The organism is Pseudomonas sp. FSL R10-1339 (genome assembly GCF_009600545.1).
GTDB classification, from domain to species: Bacteria; Pseudomonadota; Gammaproteobacteria; order Pseudomonadales; family Pseudomonadaceae; genus Aquipseudomonas; species Aquipseudomonas bubulae.
In genome coordinates this window covers 1-18,429 of sequence record NZ_WIVQ01000093.1, presented here as the reverse complement: position 1 = coordinate 18,429, position 18,429 = coordinate 1, and the positions used below count along the sequence as shown (strand labels likewise).

The 18,429-nt window shown below is 59.5% G+C and carries 13 protein-coding genes and 1 pseudogene; 1 reads left to right on the top strand and 13 read right to left on the bottom strand.

Annotated elements, in window-relative coordinates; all coding sequences use genetic code 11:
• The 4 genes and pseudogenes from GHO03_RS20005 to GHO03_RS19990 form a co-directional block, all read right to left on the bottom strand.
• Positions 1-343, bottom strand: a pseudogene (locus tag GHO03_RS20005) (energy transducer TonB); the annotation flags it as partial.
• Positions 344-1,012: 669 nt separating this feature from the next.
• Positions 1,013-2,836 (bottom strand): ABC transporter ATP-binding protein, encoded by a 1,824-nt coding sequence (locus tag GHO03_RS20000; protein WP_150628155.1) that lies wholly within the window; start codon positions 2,834-2,836, stop codon positions 1,013-1,015.
• A gap of 549 nt (positions 2,837-3,385) precedes the next feature.
• A complete protein-coding gene (locus GHO03_RS19995) occupies positions 3,386-4,774 on the bottom strand; it encodes a HAMP domain-containing sensor histidine kinase (protein WP_153381187.1) in 1,389 nt (462 codons plus the stop codon).
• Entirely contained in the window at positions 4,752-5,435 is a 684-nt protein-coding gene (locus GHO03_RS19990; RefSeq protein WP_016780653.1) for a response regulator transcription factor, read from the bottom strand. Before GHO03_RS19990 ends, GHO03_RS19995 begins: the two co-directional genes overlap by 23 nt.
• A 210-nt stretch (positions 5,436-5,645) precedes the next feature.
• Between GHO03_RS19990 and GHO03_RS19985 the strand changes: the two genes are divergently transcribed.
• A complete protein-coding gene (locus tag GHO03_RS19985; RefSeq protein ID WP_095023736.1) occupies positions 5,646-7,001 on the top strand; it encodes an MATE family efflux transporter in 1,356 nt (451 codons plus the stop codon).
• Positions 7,002-7,084: 83 nt separating this feature from the next.
• Here the strand turns inward: GHO03_RS19985 and GHO03_RS19980 are convergent, their stop codons facing one another.
• The 9 genes from GHO03_RS19980 to GHO03_RS25765 all read right to left on the bottom strand — a co-directional run.
• Entirely contained in the window at positions 7,085-8,056 is a 972-nt protein-coding gene (locus GHO03_RS19980) for an ABC transporter ATP-binding protein (protein WP_153381189.1), read from the bottom strand.
• Positions 8,053-9,045: an ABC transporter ATP-binding protein gene (locus tag GHO03_RS19975; protein WP_095002835.1), complete on the bottom strand. Its 993-nt coding sequence runs from the start codon at positions 9,043-9,045 to the stop codon at positions 8,053-8,055. The genes GHO03_RS19980 and GHO03_RS19975 overlap by 4 nt, the downstream gene beginning before the upstream one ends.
• 2 nt (positions 9,046-9,047) lie before the next feature.
• Entirely contained in the window at positions 9,048-9,929 is an 882-nt protein-coding gene (ddpC, locus tag GHO03_RS19970; protein WP_153381191.1) for a D,D-dipeptide ABC transporter permease, read from the bottom strand.
• A 1-nt stretch (position 9,930) separates the two neighbouring features.
• A complete protein-coding gene (locus GHO03_RS19965) occupies positions 9,931-10,947 on the bottom strand; it encodes an ABC transporter permease (RefSeq protein ID WP_095002833.1) in 1,017 nt (338 codons plus the stop codon).
• Positions 10,948-11,022: 75 nt separating this feature from the next.
• Entirely contained in the window at positions 11,023-12,603 is a 1,581-nt protein-coding gene (locus tag GHO03_RS19960; RefSeq protein WP_153381193.1) for an ABC transporter substrate-binding protein, read from the bottom strand.
• Between the two features lie 150 nt (positions 12,604-12,753).
• Positions 12,754-13,305 carry a D-alanyl-D-alanine dipeptidase gene (gene ddpX / locus GHO03_RS19955; protein ID WP_095002831.1) on the bottom strand — a complete coding sequence of 184 codons (552 nt, stop codon included), beginning with the start codon at positions 13,303-13,305 and terminating at the stop codon, positions 12,754-12,756.
• Positions 13,306-13,343: 38 nt separating this feature from the next.
• Entirely contained in the window at positions 13,344-14,207 is an 864-nt protein-coding gene (locus GHO03_RS19950) for a MurR/RpiR family transcriptional regulator (RefSeq protein WP_153400398.1), read from the bottom strand.
• A 553-nt stretch (positions 14,208-14,760) separates the two neighbouring features.
• Entirely contained in the window at positions 14,761-15,651 is an 891-nt protein-coding gene (locus GHO03_RS19945; protein ID WP_153400397.1) for a hypothetical protein, read from the bottom strand.
• A gap of 105 nt (positions 15,652-15,756) precedes the next feature.
• Positions 15,757-18,429 (bottom strand): YadA family autotransporter adhesin (locus tag GHO03_RS25765; protein ID WP_153400396.1); only part of this gene is annotated, 2,673 nt, incomplete at its 5' end.

The following is an 18,429-nucleotide window of genomic DNA, read 5'->3' as shown; positions in this document are numbered from 1 at the left end:
GCTCCTTGACCGCGTCTTCATCCTCAACCGGCGGTTCGGGTTCGGGCGGCGGTGGTGGCGGCTCTTCCACGGGTGGCGCCGGTGGTGCCGGGCTGGTCAGTTCGACGGTCATTTCCGGAATTTCGGGCGGCGTGACCACGGGCTCGGCCTTGGCCTGCTGCATGACCCACCAGGCGCCTGCGTGCAGCAGGGCAACCAGGCCCACCAGCAACAACGCCCGCGATGTAACCAGGCCTGCGGGTGTCGAGGTGTTGGCTACATGGGGAATATGGGTCCACTGCTGTACTCGTTCGGCGTCGAGCAGCGGGGCAGACCGCGTTTTATTCTTTACCTCGTCACTCATAAAAGTCCCTCGACTAAATGAAGGGCAATAAGGCTCCGTTCGCCCTTGCACGCAGGGACGAGAACTGTTTGTTTAACGGTTGTGTAATAAGTGCAGGAAAACACTTATTACGGTGTGTCAAAAGCGGGAGGGCAAGAATGTCATGTGTATTCCTTGTGTTGAATCAAGAGGTACGGTGTCTGGAGGTTTGTAAAGTTCCGTTAAGTTAGGTAAGGCAACAGCTATGCCAACAGCGCAGGAAATGTAGGGTGATGGCGGTTTATTTAATATGGGTGTGACAGGTTTCATCCAGAGTAATAGTGCAAGGGATAATGACGGGGCATGAACTAAGGCGTCGCACAAAGTAAGGGGCTTAGTTGAATGAATGATACGGCGCTATTGTCTGACAATCAGGCAATCGCAGGCGGGTGTAATAAAAGAGTGCACCAACGTGAACAGTGACTGCCAACTAACAGTGCAGTTGTCTGGTCCTATGGCTGGCAGGCTGGGAAGTGTGTGCCATCAGGGAGCGCACCCCCTCGATGTTACCGATGGCAAATAAAAAAGCACCGGCCAGCCGAATGTCGGTGGGCAGGTGCTTATAGGCAACTATCATCAAGTAATAACGTAAAACGTACCAGGCAGTTAGTGTTGCGGAAAAGCAACTGAATAATATGGGGGGAGGGGCTGTTACGCTTTTTCCGTGACTGGCAAGTCATCTTTCAGTTCATCTTGTTCACTCAACAATCCATCGGACTGATGTTGCCAAAGTCGGTAGTACAGGCCTTTACGTTCCAGTAGTTGGTGGTGAGTGCCATCTTCGGCAATCTGCCCTTTGTCCAATACAACAATGCGATCGAGATGGGCGATAGTTGAAAGGCGATGAGCTACTACCAGTACGGTTTTGTCCGACATGATGTCGTCGAGGCTGTTCTGAATCAGACTTTCGGTTTCTGAATCAAGACTGGCGGTGGCTTCGTCCAGTATCAGGATGGGCGCGTTCTTTAACAGTGCCCGGGCAATAGCGATACGCTGGCGCTGACCACCGGACAACTTGACCCCGCGCTCACCGACCAGGGCGTCATACCCTTCGGGCATTTGCAGAATGAACTCATGGGCATGGGCGCGCTTGGCGGCCAGGATAATTTGTGCGTCACCGGCATGCACATCGCCATAGCCGATATTCTCGCGCAAGGATCGATGAAACAGTCCGGGCTCCTGGGGGATCAAGCCGATATGGGTGTGCAGCGACTGCTGGGTCATGGCCTGTATATCGATGCCGTCCACTTCAATTTTGCCACCCTGGGGATCGTACGAACGCAACAGCAAACTTAGCAACGTTGATTTGCCCGAGCCGGACAAACCGACAATACCCACCCGTTGCCCGGCCCGAATATCCAGGTTGAAGTGCTTGAAGATCGGCCTGTCGGGGCTATAGCCGAAGTTGACATCGCGAAAGCGGATGGCGCCTTTCTCGATATTGACGGGTTGGGCGCTGTGCTGATCGGGCATTTCATGGGGTTGCAGCAGGGTATCGATACTGCTCTCGATATTGCCGATGCACTCGAAAAAATGCATGAACTGCATGCTCAAAAAGCTGCATTGCGCCACGATCATCAGGCCCAGGGTGGCCACCATGACAAACTGGCCCACATCGATCTTGCCCAGATGCCACAAGTACAGCGCCAGGGCCACCAGCCCCACCCGCAACACAATGGCCAGGCTGTCCTGCAGCATGCGGACCTTTTCCTGATAGAAGAAGGAGCGTTGTCCGGCCTGTTTTTCCTCGATCTGGTAGCGTTTCAGGTAGTTGAGTTCGTAATCCTGACGGGCGAACAGACGGATGCTGTTGAGGTTGCCCACCGCATCGACAATCTTGCCGGTGGTCAGGCTGCGCGCGCTGGCATGCCTGGCGGCGAGTTTTTGTGCCTTGAGCGACAACCGATACGCCAGCCAGGTGTACGCCGCTACCCAGACCAGCAGGCCCAGGCCCAACCAGGGCGAAGCCAGGGTCAGCATGACCAGGCTGGTGACCAGCACCGCGACAATCGGCAGCATTTCCACGATCAGCAGCCAGGTGATTTCCAGCAGGCCGATGGTGCCTTCATTGATCCGGTGGGCCAGGCTACCGGCAAAGTGTTCACCGAAATAACGGGCCGAGTGACGCTGCAGATAGGCAAACATGTCGCGCACGATACGAATTTTCTGCAGGGGCCTGACCATGATCATGCACAGCGTGGCACCCCTGGCACAGAGCAATTGCACCACTGCCAGGGCGAACAGCAGGCCCAGGGCGGGCAGGCTGGCCTGCAACAGGTCGCCTTGTTGCCAGGCGCCTTCACTGACCGCGCCGGTGATGCGGCCAATGGCGTAGGGCATCAACGTGGCAGCCATCGCCGCGCCGACTTGCAGCAGCGTAATACCCCAATACCAGCGCGGATACAGGCGGATGTAATGCCATACCAGGGCCCACGGCCGATTGGGAGGAACGGTTATAGCGTCAAATTCGGACATGACATACCTGTCTTGTAAACAATGCCAAAAGAGCCGCTTCTGCCGCACTTGCTTAAAGGGCGGCCAAGCAGGGGGTACGCAGAAAAACAGGAGGTGGCTATCCGTCGCCCGTATGCACAAGGCGGGGCTTCAGAGGCTGGGCAGACTAAGTGTCAGTGCCTGGACAGGCGTTCTGGCCGCGCAGGCGCAAGGCACAAAAATAGGGGGAATGCAGGGAGAGGGTTGGCGTGCACACATCAGACATCGTTGTTATTCCTTATGACAGCGGGTCATTGACGCGACTTTTGGTCGGTCTTTGCACTGAATATGGACGGCTATACCGCCCTTGTTCGCAACTGGTGCGGTTACACCCCCTGGAAGCTGTGATTCCAGAGAAAAAACTGCGAACGGCAAATAACAAGAAAAAAGTGTGCCAAGTTGTGTCTATCGAGCCAGAGGATTGTTTTTGCGGGAGCACCGTGGTGCCCCCCAATCGCGGGCAAGCCCGCTCCCACAGGATCTGCATCGTCCATGTGGGAGCGGGCTTGCCCGCGATTAAAGGCAACGCGGTCAGCCGGGATTGATCAGGCTCTGGCGACAATGCAGGGTCAGCCGGGCGCCGCCGCTCTCGCGGTTGTTCACCTCCAGGCTGAAGCCGTGCAGGTTGACGATGGCGGCGACGATGGACAGGCCAAGGCCAAAGCCGCTGTGCTTGTCATCAACCCGGTAAAAGCGCTGGAACACCGCCACCCGTTCGGCCTCGGGGATGCCGGGGCCGGTATCGAGCACTTCGATGAGCGGGCTGCCATTGTCGTCGGTCGCCCGCAGGATCACCTCACCGCCGGGCGGGGTGAACTTGATCGAATTGCTCAGCAGGTTGGACAGGGCTTCGAACAACAAGGCCCGATCGCCCGTGAGGGCAGGCAAGGCCGCTGGCGTTTCGAGCGTCAACGTCACCTGACCCTCTTCAGCCAGCGGCAGGTAAAAATCGTACAGCTCCTGCAACAGAGGCAACGGGTCGAGTTGCAGGAAACCGGAACGACGCTGATGATCTTCCAGTTCCGAGATGCGCAACAAACCGCGAAAGCGTGCCATCAGGGTGTCGGTTTCGCCGATCACTTCGTCCAGCTGCAACGCCTCGGCCGAGCCCTCGACGGCTTGCTGGCGCATCCGGTACAGCTGGGCGCGCAAGCGGGTGAGCGGGGTGCGCAAATCGTGGGCAATGTTGTCGCACACACCCTTGACCTCGTGCATCAGCAGTTCGATGCGATCGAGCATGGCGTTGACGATGGCGGCCAGCATGTCCAGTTCGTCACGGCGGTTGGACAGCGGCAGACGGTAGGTCAGGTCGCCTGCGACAATTGCTTCGGCACTGGCCTGAATCGACCGGATGCGCTGCAGCGGGCGGCGGCGCAACAAATGCCAGCCGGCAATACCGGGGATGATGGTCAGCGACACACCCCAGAACAGCGCATGCAGAATAATCCGCGTTACGGCAAACAATGAGCCGTTATCGCGCACCAGCACCAGCCAGCGCCCGTCATTGGTGTGCGTGGCTACGGCATCGCAGCTGTCTTGCGGTAGATTGGGGTCGTCGGAGTCAATGCAGGTGCTCAAGGCATGGATCTGCCCGTCCAGTGGCAACCCGGCAGGGATGGTCTGGATCGGGCCGCTCAACGGCCTGTGTTGCGCATCGAACAGGCCATAGGCATCCACTGTACGCAAATCGAACGTCATGCTGGTGGCCAGCGCTTCGTCGAGTTGCTCACCCTCAAAGCGAGCAAACAGGTGTTGGCGCTGCATCAGGGAGTGTCTGGCCAGGTTGCCCAGGTAGTCCGAGACTTCGTAATACAGCACTCCCATCAGGATGCAGCTCCAGGCCACAAACAGAAAACTGTACAGCGCCAGCAGCCGGCTGCTGGAAGAACGCCAGCCCTTAGAGGGGTTCGGCAATGACATAACCCGAGCCTCGAACAGTGCGAATCAGAGGCACCTGGCCCGGCGGATCGATTTTTTTGCGCAGACGACCGATGTGCACATCGATCAGGTTGGTGCCCGGGTCGAAGTGATAGCCCCAGACTTCCTCGAAAATCATCATGCGCGAGAGGATCTGCCCGGTGTTGCGCATCAGGAATTCCAGCAACTTGTACTCGGTGGGCAGCAGGCTCAGTTGTTGTTCGCTGCGGCTGGCTTCGCGGGTAATCAGGTTGAGCTCCAGGTCGGAGACGCGCAGCGAGGTTTCGTATTTGTCGGCCGGGCTTTTGCGCCGCAGCAGTACTTCCACGCGGGCCGCCATCTCATCGCTGGCAAAGGGTTTGGTCAGGTAGTCATCGCCCCCGGCCCGCAGGCCGCGCACGCGCTCATCGACATCGGAAAGGGCGCTGATCATCAGGATCGGTGTGCTCACGCCAATGGTGCGCAAGGTGGTGACAATCGCCAGGCCGTCCAGTTCGGGAAGCATGCGGTCGAGGGTGATCAGGTCGTAGTCGCCACTGACTGCGCGCACCAGACCTTCACGGCCATTGGCGACCCAATCGACCTCCAGGCCGTGGCTGGTCAGTTCCGCCACGATTTCTTTCGCCGTTACGGCATCGTCTTCAATGGTCAAAATACGGGTCATACCGCCACCTGATGGTCTTTTTTATCGGTGAGCACATTTTGCCTCGAAAAAGCTGAAACGTTTCTTAATATTTCTTCATGTTCAGCCAGCTGTTAGAAAAGTCAGATCTAAGGCCATTGCCCGGGGCTTTGGAGGAGGGCGGATTGGCTTCAATATTAAGTTACATATGCGGTATAACCCCACGTCGTTATTTTCCGGGACTCACTTTCCATGCAAACCCCTTCACAACGGCCGCTATGGCAGATCTACCTGATCTTCCTGGCGCCGATGGTCCTGTCCAATTTCCTGCAGAGCTTTTCCGGCACCCTCAACGGGATTTACGTTGGCCAGTTGCTGGGCACCCAGGCCTTGGCTGCGGTGTCGGGGATGTTTCCCATCGTGTTTTTCTTTATCGCCCTGGTCATCGGTCTGGGCGCCGGTGCCTCGGTGCTGATCGGACAGGCCTGGGGCGCGCGGGAAACCGCACTGGTCAAGCAGATCACCGGGGCAACCCTGACCCTTGGCGCGGTGATCGGCCTGGTTGCCGCGGTGCTGGGCAGCCTGCTGGCGCGCCCGGCCCTGCTGGCGTTGGGCACCCCGGTTGACGTGCTGGAAGAGGCCGTCGGCTATGCCCGGGTGATGATGCTGATCATGCCGTTGCTGCTGGTCTTTATCCTCTTTACCCAGATTTTGCGTGGGGTCAGCGATACGGTTTCGCCGTTGCTGGCGCTGATGGTCTCCACGGTGGTGGGGTTGCTGCTGACCCCTGCGCTGATCCTGGGCTGGGGCGGTTTGCCAACTTTGGGCATTCAAAGTGCGGCCTATGCAGGGCTGGTGGGTAACGTACTGGCCATGCTGTTTTTGGTCCTGCGCTTGCGTCATAAAAAACATGTGATGGCGCCTGACCGTGAACTGTGGGCCGCGCTGCGCCTGAACCGCGAGATCCTGGGCAAGGTGCTGCGCATCGGCTTGCCAACCGGGGTGCAGATGGTGGTGCTGTCGCTGTCCGAACTGGTGATTCTGGCGCTGGTCAACAGTCACGGCTCCCAGGCTACGGCGGCCTATGGCGCAGTGACCCAGATCGTCAATTATGTGCAGTTTCCGGCGCTGTCGATTGCCATTACCGCCTCGATCCTCGGGGCCCAGGCCATTGGTGCCGGACGCATCGAGCGTATCGGGCCGATCCTGCGCACTGGTTTGCTGATCAATCTGTGCCTGACCGGTGCCCTGGTGGTGCTCGGTTATGTGCTGTCGCACTGGTTGCTGGGCCTGTTCATCACCGATGTCGAGGCGCGGGTACGGGCTGAGCACTTGCTGCATATCATGCTGTGGAGCGTGCTGGTGTTTGGCTTCCAGGCAGTGATCGGCGGGATCATGCGGGCCAGTGGCGTGGTGCTGGTGCCGATGGCGATCACGATTTTTTGCGTGCTGTGCATCGAGCTGCCAGCGGCTTATATGCTGGATGCGCACTTTGGCCTGCAAGGCGTATGGATGGCGTTCCCGGTGACCTATGTGGCCATGCTGGTGCTACAGACGGCTTATTACCGACTCGTGTGGCGGCATAAGCAGATACAACGGCTGGTTTGAGTTGTGGCCAAGCCGGATACCGGGTCTATATCCGGCGCTACCGGCATCCATGCCGGTTCGGCGAGCCTGCCCGCAAAGCGCTTTCAGCCCATAACGTGACACCGCACCCGCTGGTGCTCGCCGCCGCGCATCACCTGTGGTTGCTTGCAGCCTTCACGGCTGGCGCTGCAACGCTCGAGAAAGAAACAGCCTTCGGGCAGTTTGCGGTTGCCCGGCAGTTCGGTGGGCGCCGCTACCTGCTCGGCCAGCAAGGGCACACCCAGGCGCGGTACCGCTTCAAACAACAGGCGCGTATAGGGATGGAGCGGTTGATCGAGCACCTGGGCGGCGTTGCCCAGTTCGACGATTTGCCCCAGATACATCACCGCCACGCGGTCGGCCATATGGCGTACCACCGATACGTTATGGGAAATCAGTATGTAGGTGAGGTTGCGCGCCTGCTGCAGTTCGGCCAGCAGGTTGAGGATTTGCGCCTGCACCGAGATATCCAGTGCAGATGTTGGCTCATCGAGAACGATAATGTCCGGGTCTGATGACAGTGCCCGGGCAATTGCGATGCGCTGACGTTGCCCGCCGGAAAACTGGTGGGCGAAACGGTCCAGATATTCCGGACGAATGCCCACTTGAGCCGCCACTTTGGCGGCAATGCTGCGCATTTGTTCGCGCGAGCGCATGCCGCGGGCGTACAGCGGTTCGGTGATGATGCGCCAGATCGGCAGGCGCGGGTTGAGCGACGATTGCGGGTCCTGGAACACGATCTGCACGTTGCTGCTGCCTTCGCCCTTGCTGCCGTTGGCCCAGCTCAGTTCGCCGCTGCTGGGTTTGAGCAGGCCCATGAGCAATTGTGCCAGGGTGCTTTTACCGCAACCCGACTCGCCGACGATGCCCAGGGTTTCACCGGCCCGTACCTGCAAGTCGATGCCATTGAGTGCGTGGGCATAGCCCCGGGGACGTCCCAGCCAGTCGTTGCTGACAGGGAAGCGCACGCGCACATCGGCAAGTTTCAGAATCTCGGGGCCGCTCTGCTTGACGGGGTAGATCAGTGCGCTGTTCATTGCGAAAGCTCCTGTTGCGGCAACCAGCACGCGGTTTTGCGTTGTTCGTCACGGTTGATGGCGGTGAGCACCGGGCGTTCACCGCACACCGGCATGGCATGCACGCAGCGTTCGGCGAACGTGCAGCCGGTGGGCAGGCGTGCCAGGTTGGGTACTTGCCCGGGGATGGTCAGCAGCGGTTGCCCCGGCTCGACCATCTCCGGCAGGCCGCTGAGCAGGCCACGGGTGTAAGGGTGTTGCGGGTGGCTCATGACATCGGCGGTGAGCCCCTGTTCCACCACCGCGCCGGTGTACATCACGTAGACCCGGTCGCAGAACTGTGACACCAGCGCCATGTCATGGGTAATCAGGAGAATGGCGGTGCCTTTTTGTCGGGCCTTTTCGCGCAGCAACAGCAGCACCTGGCGTTGCACGGTCACATCCAGCGCAGTGGTGGGTTCGTCGGCGATCAGCAGTTGTGGCTCACAAGAGAAAGCCAGGGCAATCATCACCCGCTGGCGCATGCCCCCCGACAGCTCGAAGGGGTAGCTTTCCAGCACCTGCTCGGGGCTGGCGATATGCATGTCGCGCAGCAGGGCGACAGCCTTGGCATGGGCCGCGGCAGCACTGATTTTCTGGTGGTGGATGATGACATCGAGCATTTGCCGGCCGATGCGGCGGGTCGGGTTCAGGGCGGTCATGGGCTCCTGGAAGATCATCGCCGCATCGCGGCCACGAATTTTCAGCAGGTCCTTTTCAGGGGCGCTGAGCATGTCGCGGTTGAGCATGCTCAGGCTGCCGGAGGTGATGCGATAGCTGCGCTCGGGCAGCAAGCGCATGCTCAGCATGGCGGTCACCGATTTGCCCGAGCCGGACTCGCCGACCACACCGACAATCTCGCCGGGGTTGACGTGCAGCGACACGCCGTTCAACGCCTTGACGCTGCTCTTGTAGGCCGGGAACTCAAGGCTCAGGTTGTCGATGGCCAGTACCGGTTGCGAGTGAGTCATGGTCATTTCCCCTGTTGCCGCGGATCGAGCAGATCGCGCACGCCATCGCCCAGCAAGTTGAAACCGGTGGCGGTGATCAGGATCGCCAGCCCCGGAAAGGTCGAGTACCACCAGTTGTCGAGGATGTAATTGCGCCCCGTGGCGACCATCGCGCCCCATTCCGCCGTGGGCTGTTGCGCGCCCAGGCCGATAAAGCCCAGGGCCGAAGCCATGAGAATGGCGCTACCGATGTCCAAGCTCAGTTGCACCAGCAAGGGTGGCATGGCGTTGCGCGCCACATGCCAGTGGACCATGTGCCAGCGTTGGGCACCGAAGGTTTCGGCGGCTTTCACGTAGCCCATCTGGCGAATGCCAAGGGCCTGGCCGCGGGCCAGGCGAACATAGGACGGAATCCGCACCAGGGTGATGGCCAGCATGGCGTTGAACAGGCTGGCGCCCAGTGCGGCGGCCAGGGCCATTATCAACACCAGCGACGGCACCGACAGCATGATGTCCATCAGGCGCATGGTAAGGGCATCGAAGCGTCCGCCTATTACACCGGAAAAACAGCCCAGCAGGCCGCCGATAAAGCATGAGGCAAAGGCCACGAACAGACCGACACCCACCGATTGCTGGCTGCCGTACAGTACCCGGCTGAACAGGTCGCGGCCCACTTCATCAGTGCCGAACCAGTGCTCGGCGGAAGGCGGCGCCAGGCGCTCGGCAAGGTTCAGGGCATTGGGGTCATGGCTGGCCAGCCAGGGGGCGAAAATCATGCACATCACCACCATCAGGGTGATCAGCAGGCCTGCCATGGTCAGCGGGCTGCGGCGGATCTGCCAGGTCAGGTAAGTGAATTTTTCACGCCATTGCGGGCGCGGTATTGCGGTCAAAGGCACGGACATTTCAATTCACCTCGCCGATGCGCGGGTCGATCACGCGGTACAGCAGATCGATGGCCATGTTCAGCAGTACATAGATAAACGACACCAGAATGGCGAAGCCCATCACCGCCGGGAAATCCAGGGACTGGATCGACTTGACCACATAGGCACCCATGCCCGGCCAGGCAAATACTGTTTCGGTCAGGACTGCACCGTAGAGCAGGTCGCCGAGGGTCAGCCCGAGCACCGTGACCGAAGGGATCAGTGCGTTGGGCAAGGCGTGGCGCAGGATCACGGTCCATTTCGACAAGCCATAGGCGCGGGCGGTGCGGATATAGTCCTCGCCCAGCTGGTCGAGCATGGCAGAACGAATTTGCCTCGAGATAACCCCAAGGGTCACAAAGCCCAGGGTGGCTGCAGGCAGGATCAGGTGCTTGAGTGCATCGACAAACAGGCTGAAGTTACCCGCCAGTAATGCGTCAATCAGGTAGAAGCCGGTAATTGTCGACGGTGGCGTCAGACCTTCGGACAAACGCCCGCCGCCAGGCAGCCAGCCGAGGTGGCCGTAAAACAGCACGATGGCGCCCAGGCCCAACCAGAACGCCGGGGTCGAGATGCCGGTCACGGCCAGTGTGCGGGCGATCTGGTCAATGGCACGATTGTGATAGACCGCCGACAGCACACCCAGCGGCACGCCGACCAGGATGGCCAGAAACAGCGCCACCAGTGCCAGTTCCAGGGTGGCCGGGAAGAACGCCTGCAAGTCTTCCAGCACCGGACGATTGGTGCGGATCGAGGTGCCCAGGTCGCCCTGCACCAGGTCGAGCACGTAACGGCCGTATTGCTGGTACAGCGGCAAATCCAGGCCCAGTTGATGACGGATGCCGGCCACCAGCGCATCGCTGGCCCGGTCACCGGCGATCAGCCGGGCAGGGTCGCCGGGAATCAGGTGGGAAATGGTAAAGGTAATCAGCGAGACACCGAACACGACCAGTAACAGGCCAAGCAGGCGCTTGCGCAACAACGTCAGGAAGGCCATAGGGCACCTCAGTCACTCTAACGACAGAAATCCACAACCGTGCGCGCCATTGCCGGCGCGCACGCAGCAGCAGCTTTACTTGCTCATGCTGCCCAGGTTGAACACTTGCTCAAGCATGGGATTGAACACATAGCCTTTGACTGAATCACGCATTGGCAGGGTGTAGCTCTTTTGAAAGAGGTAAACGTAAGCGCTGTCGGCGAGCACTTGTTTTTGCGCCTGCTGGTACAGCTCGGTGCGCTTGCCCGTGTCGCTGGTGGTTGCCGCTTCACGGATAAGGGTGTCGACCTGGGGGTTGCTGTAGAACGAGCGGTTGCCCTGCAGACCCTGCATTTTTGAGTCGAACCAGAAGTTCATGAACATGTAGGGGTCGGCGAAGTCCGGGCTCCAGGTGCCGACGGCGATGTCATAGTCGGCCTGGCCGACACGTTCGCGCAGGGTGGCGTTGGCGGTCTTTTCCAGCTTGAGGTTGATGCCCAGGGGCATCAGCGCGGCTTGCAGGGTCAGGCCGATCGGTTCCCAGTTGGCGTCCTTGTCCGAGTACATGTAGCTCAGGTTGGTGATTTTCTTCGGCACTTTGACCAGGCTCTCGGCGGCGGCCTGCATGTCCTGTTTCATGGCGGGCAGCGAGCTGTCGTAGGCCCACATGCCGTCCGGGATCGGCCCGTTGAGCAATTCGGCCTTGCCCTTGAGAATACCCTTGACGATACCGTTGTAGTCCACGGCCTCGGTGATGGCCCGGCGCGCATCGACGTTGGTCAACGGGCCCTGCTTGTTGTTCAGGTACAGGTAGGTGACCCGCAGCGACGGGTATTCCTTGACCACCACGCCTGGTTTGCTGGCCAGTGAACCGAGCTGGTCTTCAGGCATGTCTTCGATGATGTCCAGGTCACCGCGCTCCAGTTGCAGGCGGCGTACCGAAGGCTCGGCGATGATTTTCAGTACCACGGTTTTCAACGCCGGCTTGGCCCCGGCGTAGTGGGGGTTGGGTTCCATGGTCAGGGACTGGCCTTTCTGCCAGCTGGCCAGGCGGTATGGGCCCGAGCCTGCGGTATGGCTGGAGAGCCAGGCGTTGGCTTCAGCGCCCTTGTTGGCCACCAGCGGGTTGACGATGGACGCGCCATTGTGGGCCAGGGTAAACAGGAACGGTGCGAACGGGGTTTTGAGGGTAAAGCGGACGGTTTGCGGATCAACTACTGCGACCACCATGTCTTCCGGGAATGCACCCGACGGCCCTTGCTTGAGGGTCATCAGGCGATCGAAGGAAAACTTGACGGCGTTGGCGTCGACTTCGGTGCCGTCATCGAACTTGTTGCCGGTTTTGAGCTTGAACTCCCAGACCAGGTTGTCCGGCGACACAGTCCAGCTCTCGGCCAGGTCACCCTGGACTTCGGTGCTGCTTTTTTCGCCGTCGGTCTTGTAGCCCACCAGTCGCTGGTACGACGGGTAGGTGATGGTCCAGTCGTTGTTGTCGAAGGTCACGGCCGGGTCCAGGGTCTGCGGGTCGGCAGGCTTGCCGATAATCAGCGTGTCCTGAGCGGTGGCCGCGGTTGCGGCTTGCCAGGCCCCTAGGCTCAGGGCGGCGCAGAGCAGGCCAGGCAGCAGTGAGCGGGTACGTGAAGCGGTGGTGCGGGTCACGGTATCAGTGAGGGTCATGCCGGTTTCCTTCAACATTTGATGTCTGGAAGTAGGTTTATTTTTGGAATCTATAACCGGGCAGTAGCAGGTCAAGCAGGTGTGCAGCGTTTTCTTGTTGTCTTCAAACAGTGGCGCTGGCCTCGAAACTCTGTGGTTTCGTGGGCCGTATCATTCGTTGATCAGGGGGTAGTCGTCGGCGTTGGGCAACTCGTAATGCCACCACTCAGTGGCAATTGCGTGGAACCCGGCGATCAGCATGATGCCCAGCAGCAGCAGGCGATTGCGCTGCACGTTGACCGGCAGGTCGGGGTAGAACTGATGGGACTGGTCTTGCATCGCGTCAAAGGCGGTGCCCATGTCCAGCGGCTGGCCGTCGCTGTCCACCAGGGTCAGGTCCACGGCGACGCCGCGGCTGTGATGGGAGCCCAGGTGCGGGTCGCGCACGTAGTCGCCATTGGGCAGGGCTTCCCATAACAAAAACTGTGCATAGGGCGGTCGGTAGGCGTCATAGATACGCAGGGTAAAACCCGCCAGGCTGGCCAGCTCGACGGCCTTGCGCAAGCACTGGGCGGCATCGCGATGCAGCTGGCAGCGGGCGTTGGGGTAGATCACTTTGCCGGCCAGGTTGTCGGCGGTGGCATAGATCATCTCGATCTGTACCTGGTACTGCTCGGCATCGATATCAACGAGCGGGCTCGGGCTTGCAACGCTTTGGTTCACACAAACACTCCAGTGCTGTTTTGTTTTGGGCGAGGGGCTCAGCCTTCGAACTGGCCGAAAGCTTTTTGCAACTGACGGTTTTTGGCCAGGCGTGCATCCAGATGCTCGCCGTATTTTTCCGCGACGGCCGACACCAACAGGTTAAGCAGGCACGCCAGGGGGGCCGGTGAATCCCAGAACTGGCCAACATCGGTCTTGATCTGCAACAGATCCAGGGTCGGGTAGTCACGGGCCCAGGGGCACTGCAGATCGGTGATCAGGGCCAGCGGTAAATCGTTGTCGATAGCGGCGTCACAGAAGGTCTGGGTGACGCTGGAATAGGCGCGAAAATCGGCAATGATCGCGTAGGGGTTGGCAAAGCCGGAGTTCAGGGTTTCGGCATAGATGCCGGAAAGGCCGTCAACGTAATAGACCTTGGGGCGGATGTATTCGAGGTGGCTGTGAAACGCGGTGAGAATCCCGCGGGTGGACTGGATGCCGAGGATAAACACCGCATCGGCTTGATGAATGCGCTGCACGATACCGGCAAAAGCGTCGCTGCGCGCCAGGCTGTAAACCTGCTGGATGGCCTCGACTTCGCGGTGCATGGAGCGTTCGAGGGCATCGTCGTTGGTGTTTTCGGCGCGAAAGGCGCCGATGCGGTCGGTGATCAGCCAGGAGCCGGGTGCGTCACCGCGCAGGCTCTGCTTGACCTCATCGAGGTTCTGATAACCCAGCGAGCGCAAGAACCGGCCTACGGAAATGCCGCTGGTGCTGGCCTGCTGGGCAATGCTGTCGGCAGACTCGAACGGCAACTGCTGCGGATTGCCCAGCAAGTAACTGGCGATGCGCTTGCCGGTGGGGGTCAGGTTGGAGAACTCATGTTCCAGCAACTGAAGAAAACTGTTCTTTTCCGGGGACATAGGAGCACGCCAAGCATGTGATTGTTATCGGCGTGTCATTTTCTCGCCTTCTGTTAGCAACATAACATTTGTTTTCGAAACAACACAATGTCTTTTCTGCGGGTTGCGTTTTTTCAGCAATGGCGTGTTTTTAACGGTTGCAACGAGCACCCTCGGGGCTCGCCTGGCAGTCAGAGCGCGATGCCCCTTTCATGCCAGGCCATGTGGCCAAGATGGCGAGCTTGTTCAAAGGTTTTGACTTGCTGGCTTTGCCCGGCGTGCCGAGCACCGCCATGGCGATTGATGTTCGCGAGGTGTGGGTGGGTGAGAAGGACATCGTTGTGCGCCCGCGGTACTCAGTCACACCACGGCTGGAACCTCACAGATTTGCCAGCGATCAGCCTGCCAGCCTGCCAGGTGAGGGGGATGCGGGTGGGGTTGCAAATGACGGGGGTTTTTCGCCGGAGATGGTCGTCTGTTGCAGGAAATGGCCAGGCACTAACAGGCGTAATGTTGTTAGTCTGAACTGTGGGAGCTACTTTGCTCCCACAGAGGACTAAGGTTGCAGATGCGCTCAAGGTTTGACTGCTGTGGTTGTGCCCGGCAACGTTTTTAACGTTGCTACCAATGCCGGATCAAAGTACGCCACGTCCAGCCAGTAGGTTTTACTCAGCAACTGGCCAGCTCCATACCAGGGAATATGGTTGTAGCTCAGGTTCAAACCGTTGTAGTCGTACTCAAATGAATGTCCGCTGCTGGAGGTAAACTTGAAACCGGTGTCAGAGTATTCCTTCAACGTATACTGATCATTCTTGGCGTTGGTATATAACTCCTTGACCCGCTGCAAGTACCCGGGGGCAATGATTGTAAACAGGCTTTTGGCACGCTGGTTGTATTGATCCAGGGTCAAGCCTGGGGTCTGTGCCAATTGACTTGCAATAAGGGCAAATACGTCTGCATCGGACTTGGCGATTGCCAATTGTACCCGTAGGTAGGTGTTCAGTTTTTGTGGGTCTATATGCATCGTTCTCGGGTGTCTTTCCCGCGTTTGTTCGTTAACCGTTTCAACCATGAAATCGCTGGTTCTTGGCAGCACCATTGGCGAAGTTGCAATGTAGGCTGCGCATGCGGTCGCCCGGTGAGACATGTCCGGATCCACCAGCAATGATAATGGATCGCCCTTTGCTGGCGTTATGCTCAGATCGACACCCTGTTTTTTCAAGGTTTCAGCAACTTGATGCGCGGTACTTTCACCGCGAGCCATTGCGCAGACATGGTGCATCATCACATCGTTACGCTGCCCTTCGACCATGGGAACCATCCCCATGACTGCCCTCTGGATTATTGGCAGTGCCGGGAGCATTACGCCATGCGGCTCCCTGTTGGCGAAAATTTGTGGAGCGCCGTCGCAGCCTGCCATCAGCGCCAATGAGATAACCCATCCGGTTGTTTTGAGCAATGACATGGTATTCGCCCTGTTTTTTTGGATTAACGCCCCGGCACCAATGGAGCCGTGCCGGGGCGGCAGTGACGGGTGTTGACCGTCGTTGGTAACTGCTTCAGTTCATGCTCACCACTGGTAGCCCACACCGACACCGACCCCAAAATTGCCCTGGGTAGTGGTACTGGCCTGGAGCTTGGCCACCCAGTGGCCGTTATCGGAGACTCTCGACACGCCGAACGACAGCGCTCCTTGCCCACGATAGGTGGCAGCGCCCAAAGCTGTCATGCTGGCGCCAGCAACGTAAGGCTGTGGCAGGCTGGCCATGGCCATGGCCCCGGCGATCCCTGCGCTCAAGACACGGTCCTGTTTCTTCAGGTCGCTATTGAGCTGCGAGAAACGTTGGTCGGTGTAGTTGTTGGCATTGTTGGTGGTGTTCGCCGAAATGCTGTTGAGTTGATCGAAATTCACCGCATCGGTGCCCTGGGTTGCTGCCGCGACATGGGTGATCTGCCGTTCGCTGCCTGCTGCCCCTACCGAAACGCTGTTGTCGCGAGTGGCTGTCGAGTTAGCACCCAGTGCGACGCTGTTTGTAGCTGTAGCTGTTGCTCCGTTGCCCACCGCGACTGCTTGCTCCCCGCCGGACTTGGCACTGGTACCAATGGCCGTGCTTTTGTGGCCGGAAGCTTGCGAGCCGGCACCGCCCGCCACCGCATCGGTACCTGTGGCCGCAGGCGTGGGCAATGCACTGGTGTTATTGACCTGGAACATGCCTTCCGTTCCGTTCTTGATATTAGTGACGTCGTTAAGGACCTGTGAGACATTCCCGCCTATGTTGTTGACCGCCGTATCGGTGTACTGATTGGCCTGTGTTATGGCACCGCCAAGCTGGCTGACATTGACTGCATCGTTGGGTGCAGAACCTGCTGCTACACCGGTAATCTGGCGACTGCCCTGCGCAGTACCTACCCCGACTTCCCCCACGGATGTTTGCAATGTAGTCAGGCCCGTAGCGGTGTATCCCGCCTGTGCGCCGACGGTAGTGATCGAACCCGAGCCCAGGGCAACGCTTGATGCATGACTGGCTACAGCCCCGGCTCCCAGCGCTACTGACTGTTCACCTTGGGCCTGGGCCTGGGTACCGATGGCAACCCCGGAAGCCATCAACACCTGGCTGTTACCGCCCAATGCAATCCCGCCAGTTGCCGCCTGGCTGACCACGGCGTTGTTACCCATCCCTATACCGTTGTCAGCATTGACGACAGTTGCAGGCCCTACGGCGATGGCGTTCTGGCCTATAGCCAATGAGTCCTGCGGGTTAACAGAATTGGCGTGGAAGAACATGCTGCCGGTGGAACTGAGTGAGCCGACGGCTCCGCCCAATTGACGCAGGGTCACGGCATCCTGGGCACTGGTCCCGTCCGCCAGATTGATCAGTTGACGATATTGACCGGCTGAACCCAGCGAGAGCGCACCCAACAATGTTGCATCCGTCGTGTCGTAGGCTAAGGTGCTGCTGCCTGCCGGGATGGCGCCGCTTGCCGGTGCGATGGCACGGTCCGATACCGATCCCTGCCCCAATGCAACCCCTCCGTTTACCGATACGCTGGCCAGATTACCCAGTGCCACGCTACCCGTAGAGCTTGCCAGAGCTCCGGCACCGGCGGCGAAGGATTGAGCAGCACTGGCCTGTGCTTGAGGACCGATAGCGATGCTGTCCAGGCCTGTGGCCGCGCTGTCAGCAAGGGTTGAACTGGTGTGGAAGTACTTGATGCCTGCGCCGCTATTGAAACTGTTGATCGCGGTTGTATTGCCGGCGATATTAGTGGTGTTTGTGGTGACCTGTTGATTGGTGGCGAACAGTTGGCTGCCGTTGATGGCATCGGTACTGGTGCCGCTGATCTGACCAGCAGCCACATTGGTGATTTGCCGTTCTGCCCCGACACTGCCGACGCTGACCACGCTGCCCGGTGTGGCACCGGCAAAAGTGTAAGTGACACCGCCGATGGTTGCCCCGCTGGTGCCGACTGCTGCGGCAGTAGTGCTGTTGGCGCCGAGAGCAACGGCACCGGCGTTACTGGATGTTGCGCCGGAGCCCAGAGCCAGCCCTTGTGTTGCGCCTACAGCCACTGTGGCCGCATCACCCAGGGCAATGGAACCTGCCTCGTTGGCCTGGGAGAGATTACCCAGGGCCACGCTGCCTTGACCATTGGCGGTGTTGTCGGCGCCCATGGCGACTGCGCCGGTACCTGTTGCAGTGTTGGGATCACCGATGGCCACGGCGCCGTTACCGGTTGCGATATTGCCTGCGCCGATGGACACGGCTTTGCCCCCTGTAGCCTGTGCCGAGGTGCCGATGGCTACTGCATCTGCAGAGTTGGCTAGCGAGCCGTTACCCAGCGACACAGAACCGGCTGCGCTGGCACTTGCCCCCGAACCGGCTGCCAGGGAGTTGCCGCCGCTGGCGGTGGTGTTGGCACCGAGGGCGATATCCGAGGCATTGAGGGCCTGGGCATTTGCTCCTGCCGCTGTGGCATCCGAACCTGTCGCCGACGAGTCGGCCAGTGTTGAGTTAGTGTGGAAGTACTTGATACCTCCACCGCTGTTGAGAGTGTTGATTGCGGTTGTATTGTTGGCGATATTGGTGGTGTTGGCGGTGACCTGTTGATTGGTGGCGAACAGTTGGCTGCCGTTGATGGCATCGGTACTGGTGCCGCTGATCTGGCCAGCAGCCACATTGGTGATTTGCCGTTCTGCGCCAACGCTGCCGACACTGACCACGCTGGCGGGTGCTGCCCCGGC

Bases quoted from the DNA above. Each gene is read 5' to 3' on its own strand.
- GHO03_RS20000 (WP_150628155.1), bottom strand. From the start codon at position 2,836: ATGTCCGAATTTGACGCTATAACCGTTCCTCCCAATCGGCCGTGGGCC.
- GHO03_RS19995 (WP_153381187.1), bottom strand. From the start codon at position 4,774: ATGTCATTGCCGAACCCCTCTAAGGGCTGGCGTTCTTCCAGCAGCCGG.
- GHO03_RS19990 (WP_016780653.1), bottom strand. From the start codon at position 5,435: ATGACCCGTATTTTGACCATTGAAGACGATGCCGTAACGGCGAAAGAA.
- GHO03_RS19985 (WP_095023736.1), top strand. From the start codon at position 5,646: ATGCAAACCCCTTCACAACGGCCGCTATGGCAGATCTACCTGATCTTC.
- GHO03_RS19980 (WP_153381189.1), bottom strand. From the start codon at position 8,056: ATGAACAGCGCACTGATCTACCCCGTCAAGCAGAGCGGCCCCGAGATT.
- GHO03_RS19975 (WP_095002835.1), bottom strand. From the start codon at position 9,045: ATGACTCACTCGCAACCGGTACTGGCCATCGACAACCTGAGCCTTGAG.
- ddpC (WP_153381191.1), bottom strand. From the start codon at position 9,929: ATGTCCGTGCCTTTGACCGCAATACCGCGCCCGCAATGGCGTGAAAAA.
- GHO03_RS19965 (WP_095002833.1), bottom strand. From the start codon at position 10,947: ATGGCCTTCCTGACGTTGTTGCGCAAGCGCCTGCTTGGCCTGTTACTG.
- GHO03_RS19960 (WP_153381193.1), bottom strand. From the start codon at position 12,603: ATGACCCTCACTGATACCGTGACCCGCACCACCGCTTCACGTACCCGC.
- GHO03_RS19950 (WP_153400398.1), bottom strand. From the start codon at position 14,207: ATGTCCCCGGAAAAGAACAGTTTTCTTCAGTTGCTGGAACATGAGTTC.
- GHO03_RS19945 (WP_153400397.1), bottom strand. From the start codon at position 15,651: ATGTCATTGCTCAAAACAACCGGATGGGTTATCTCATTGGCGCTGATG.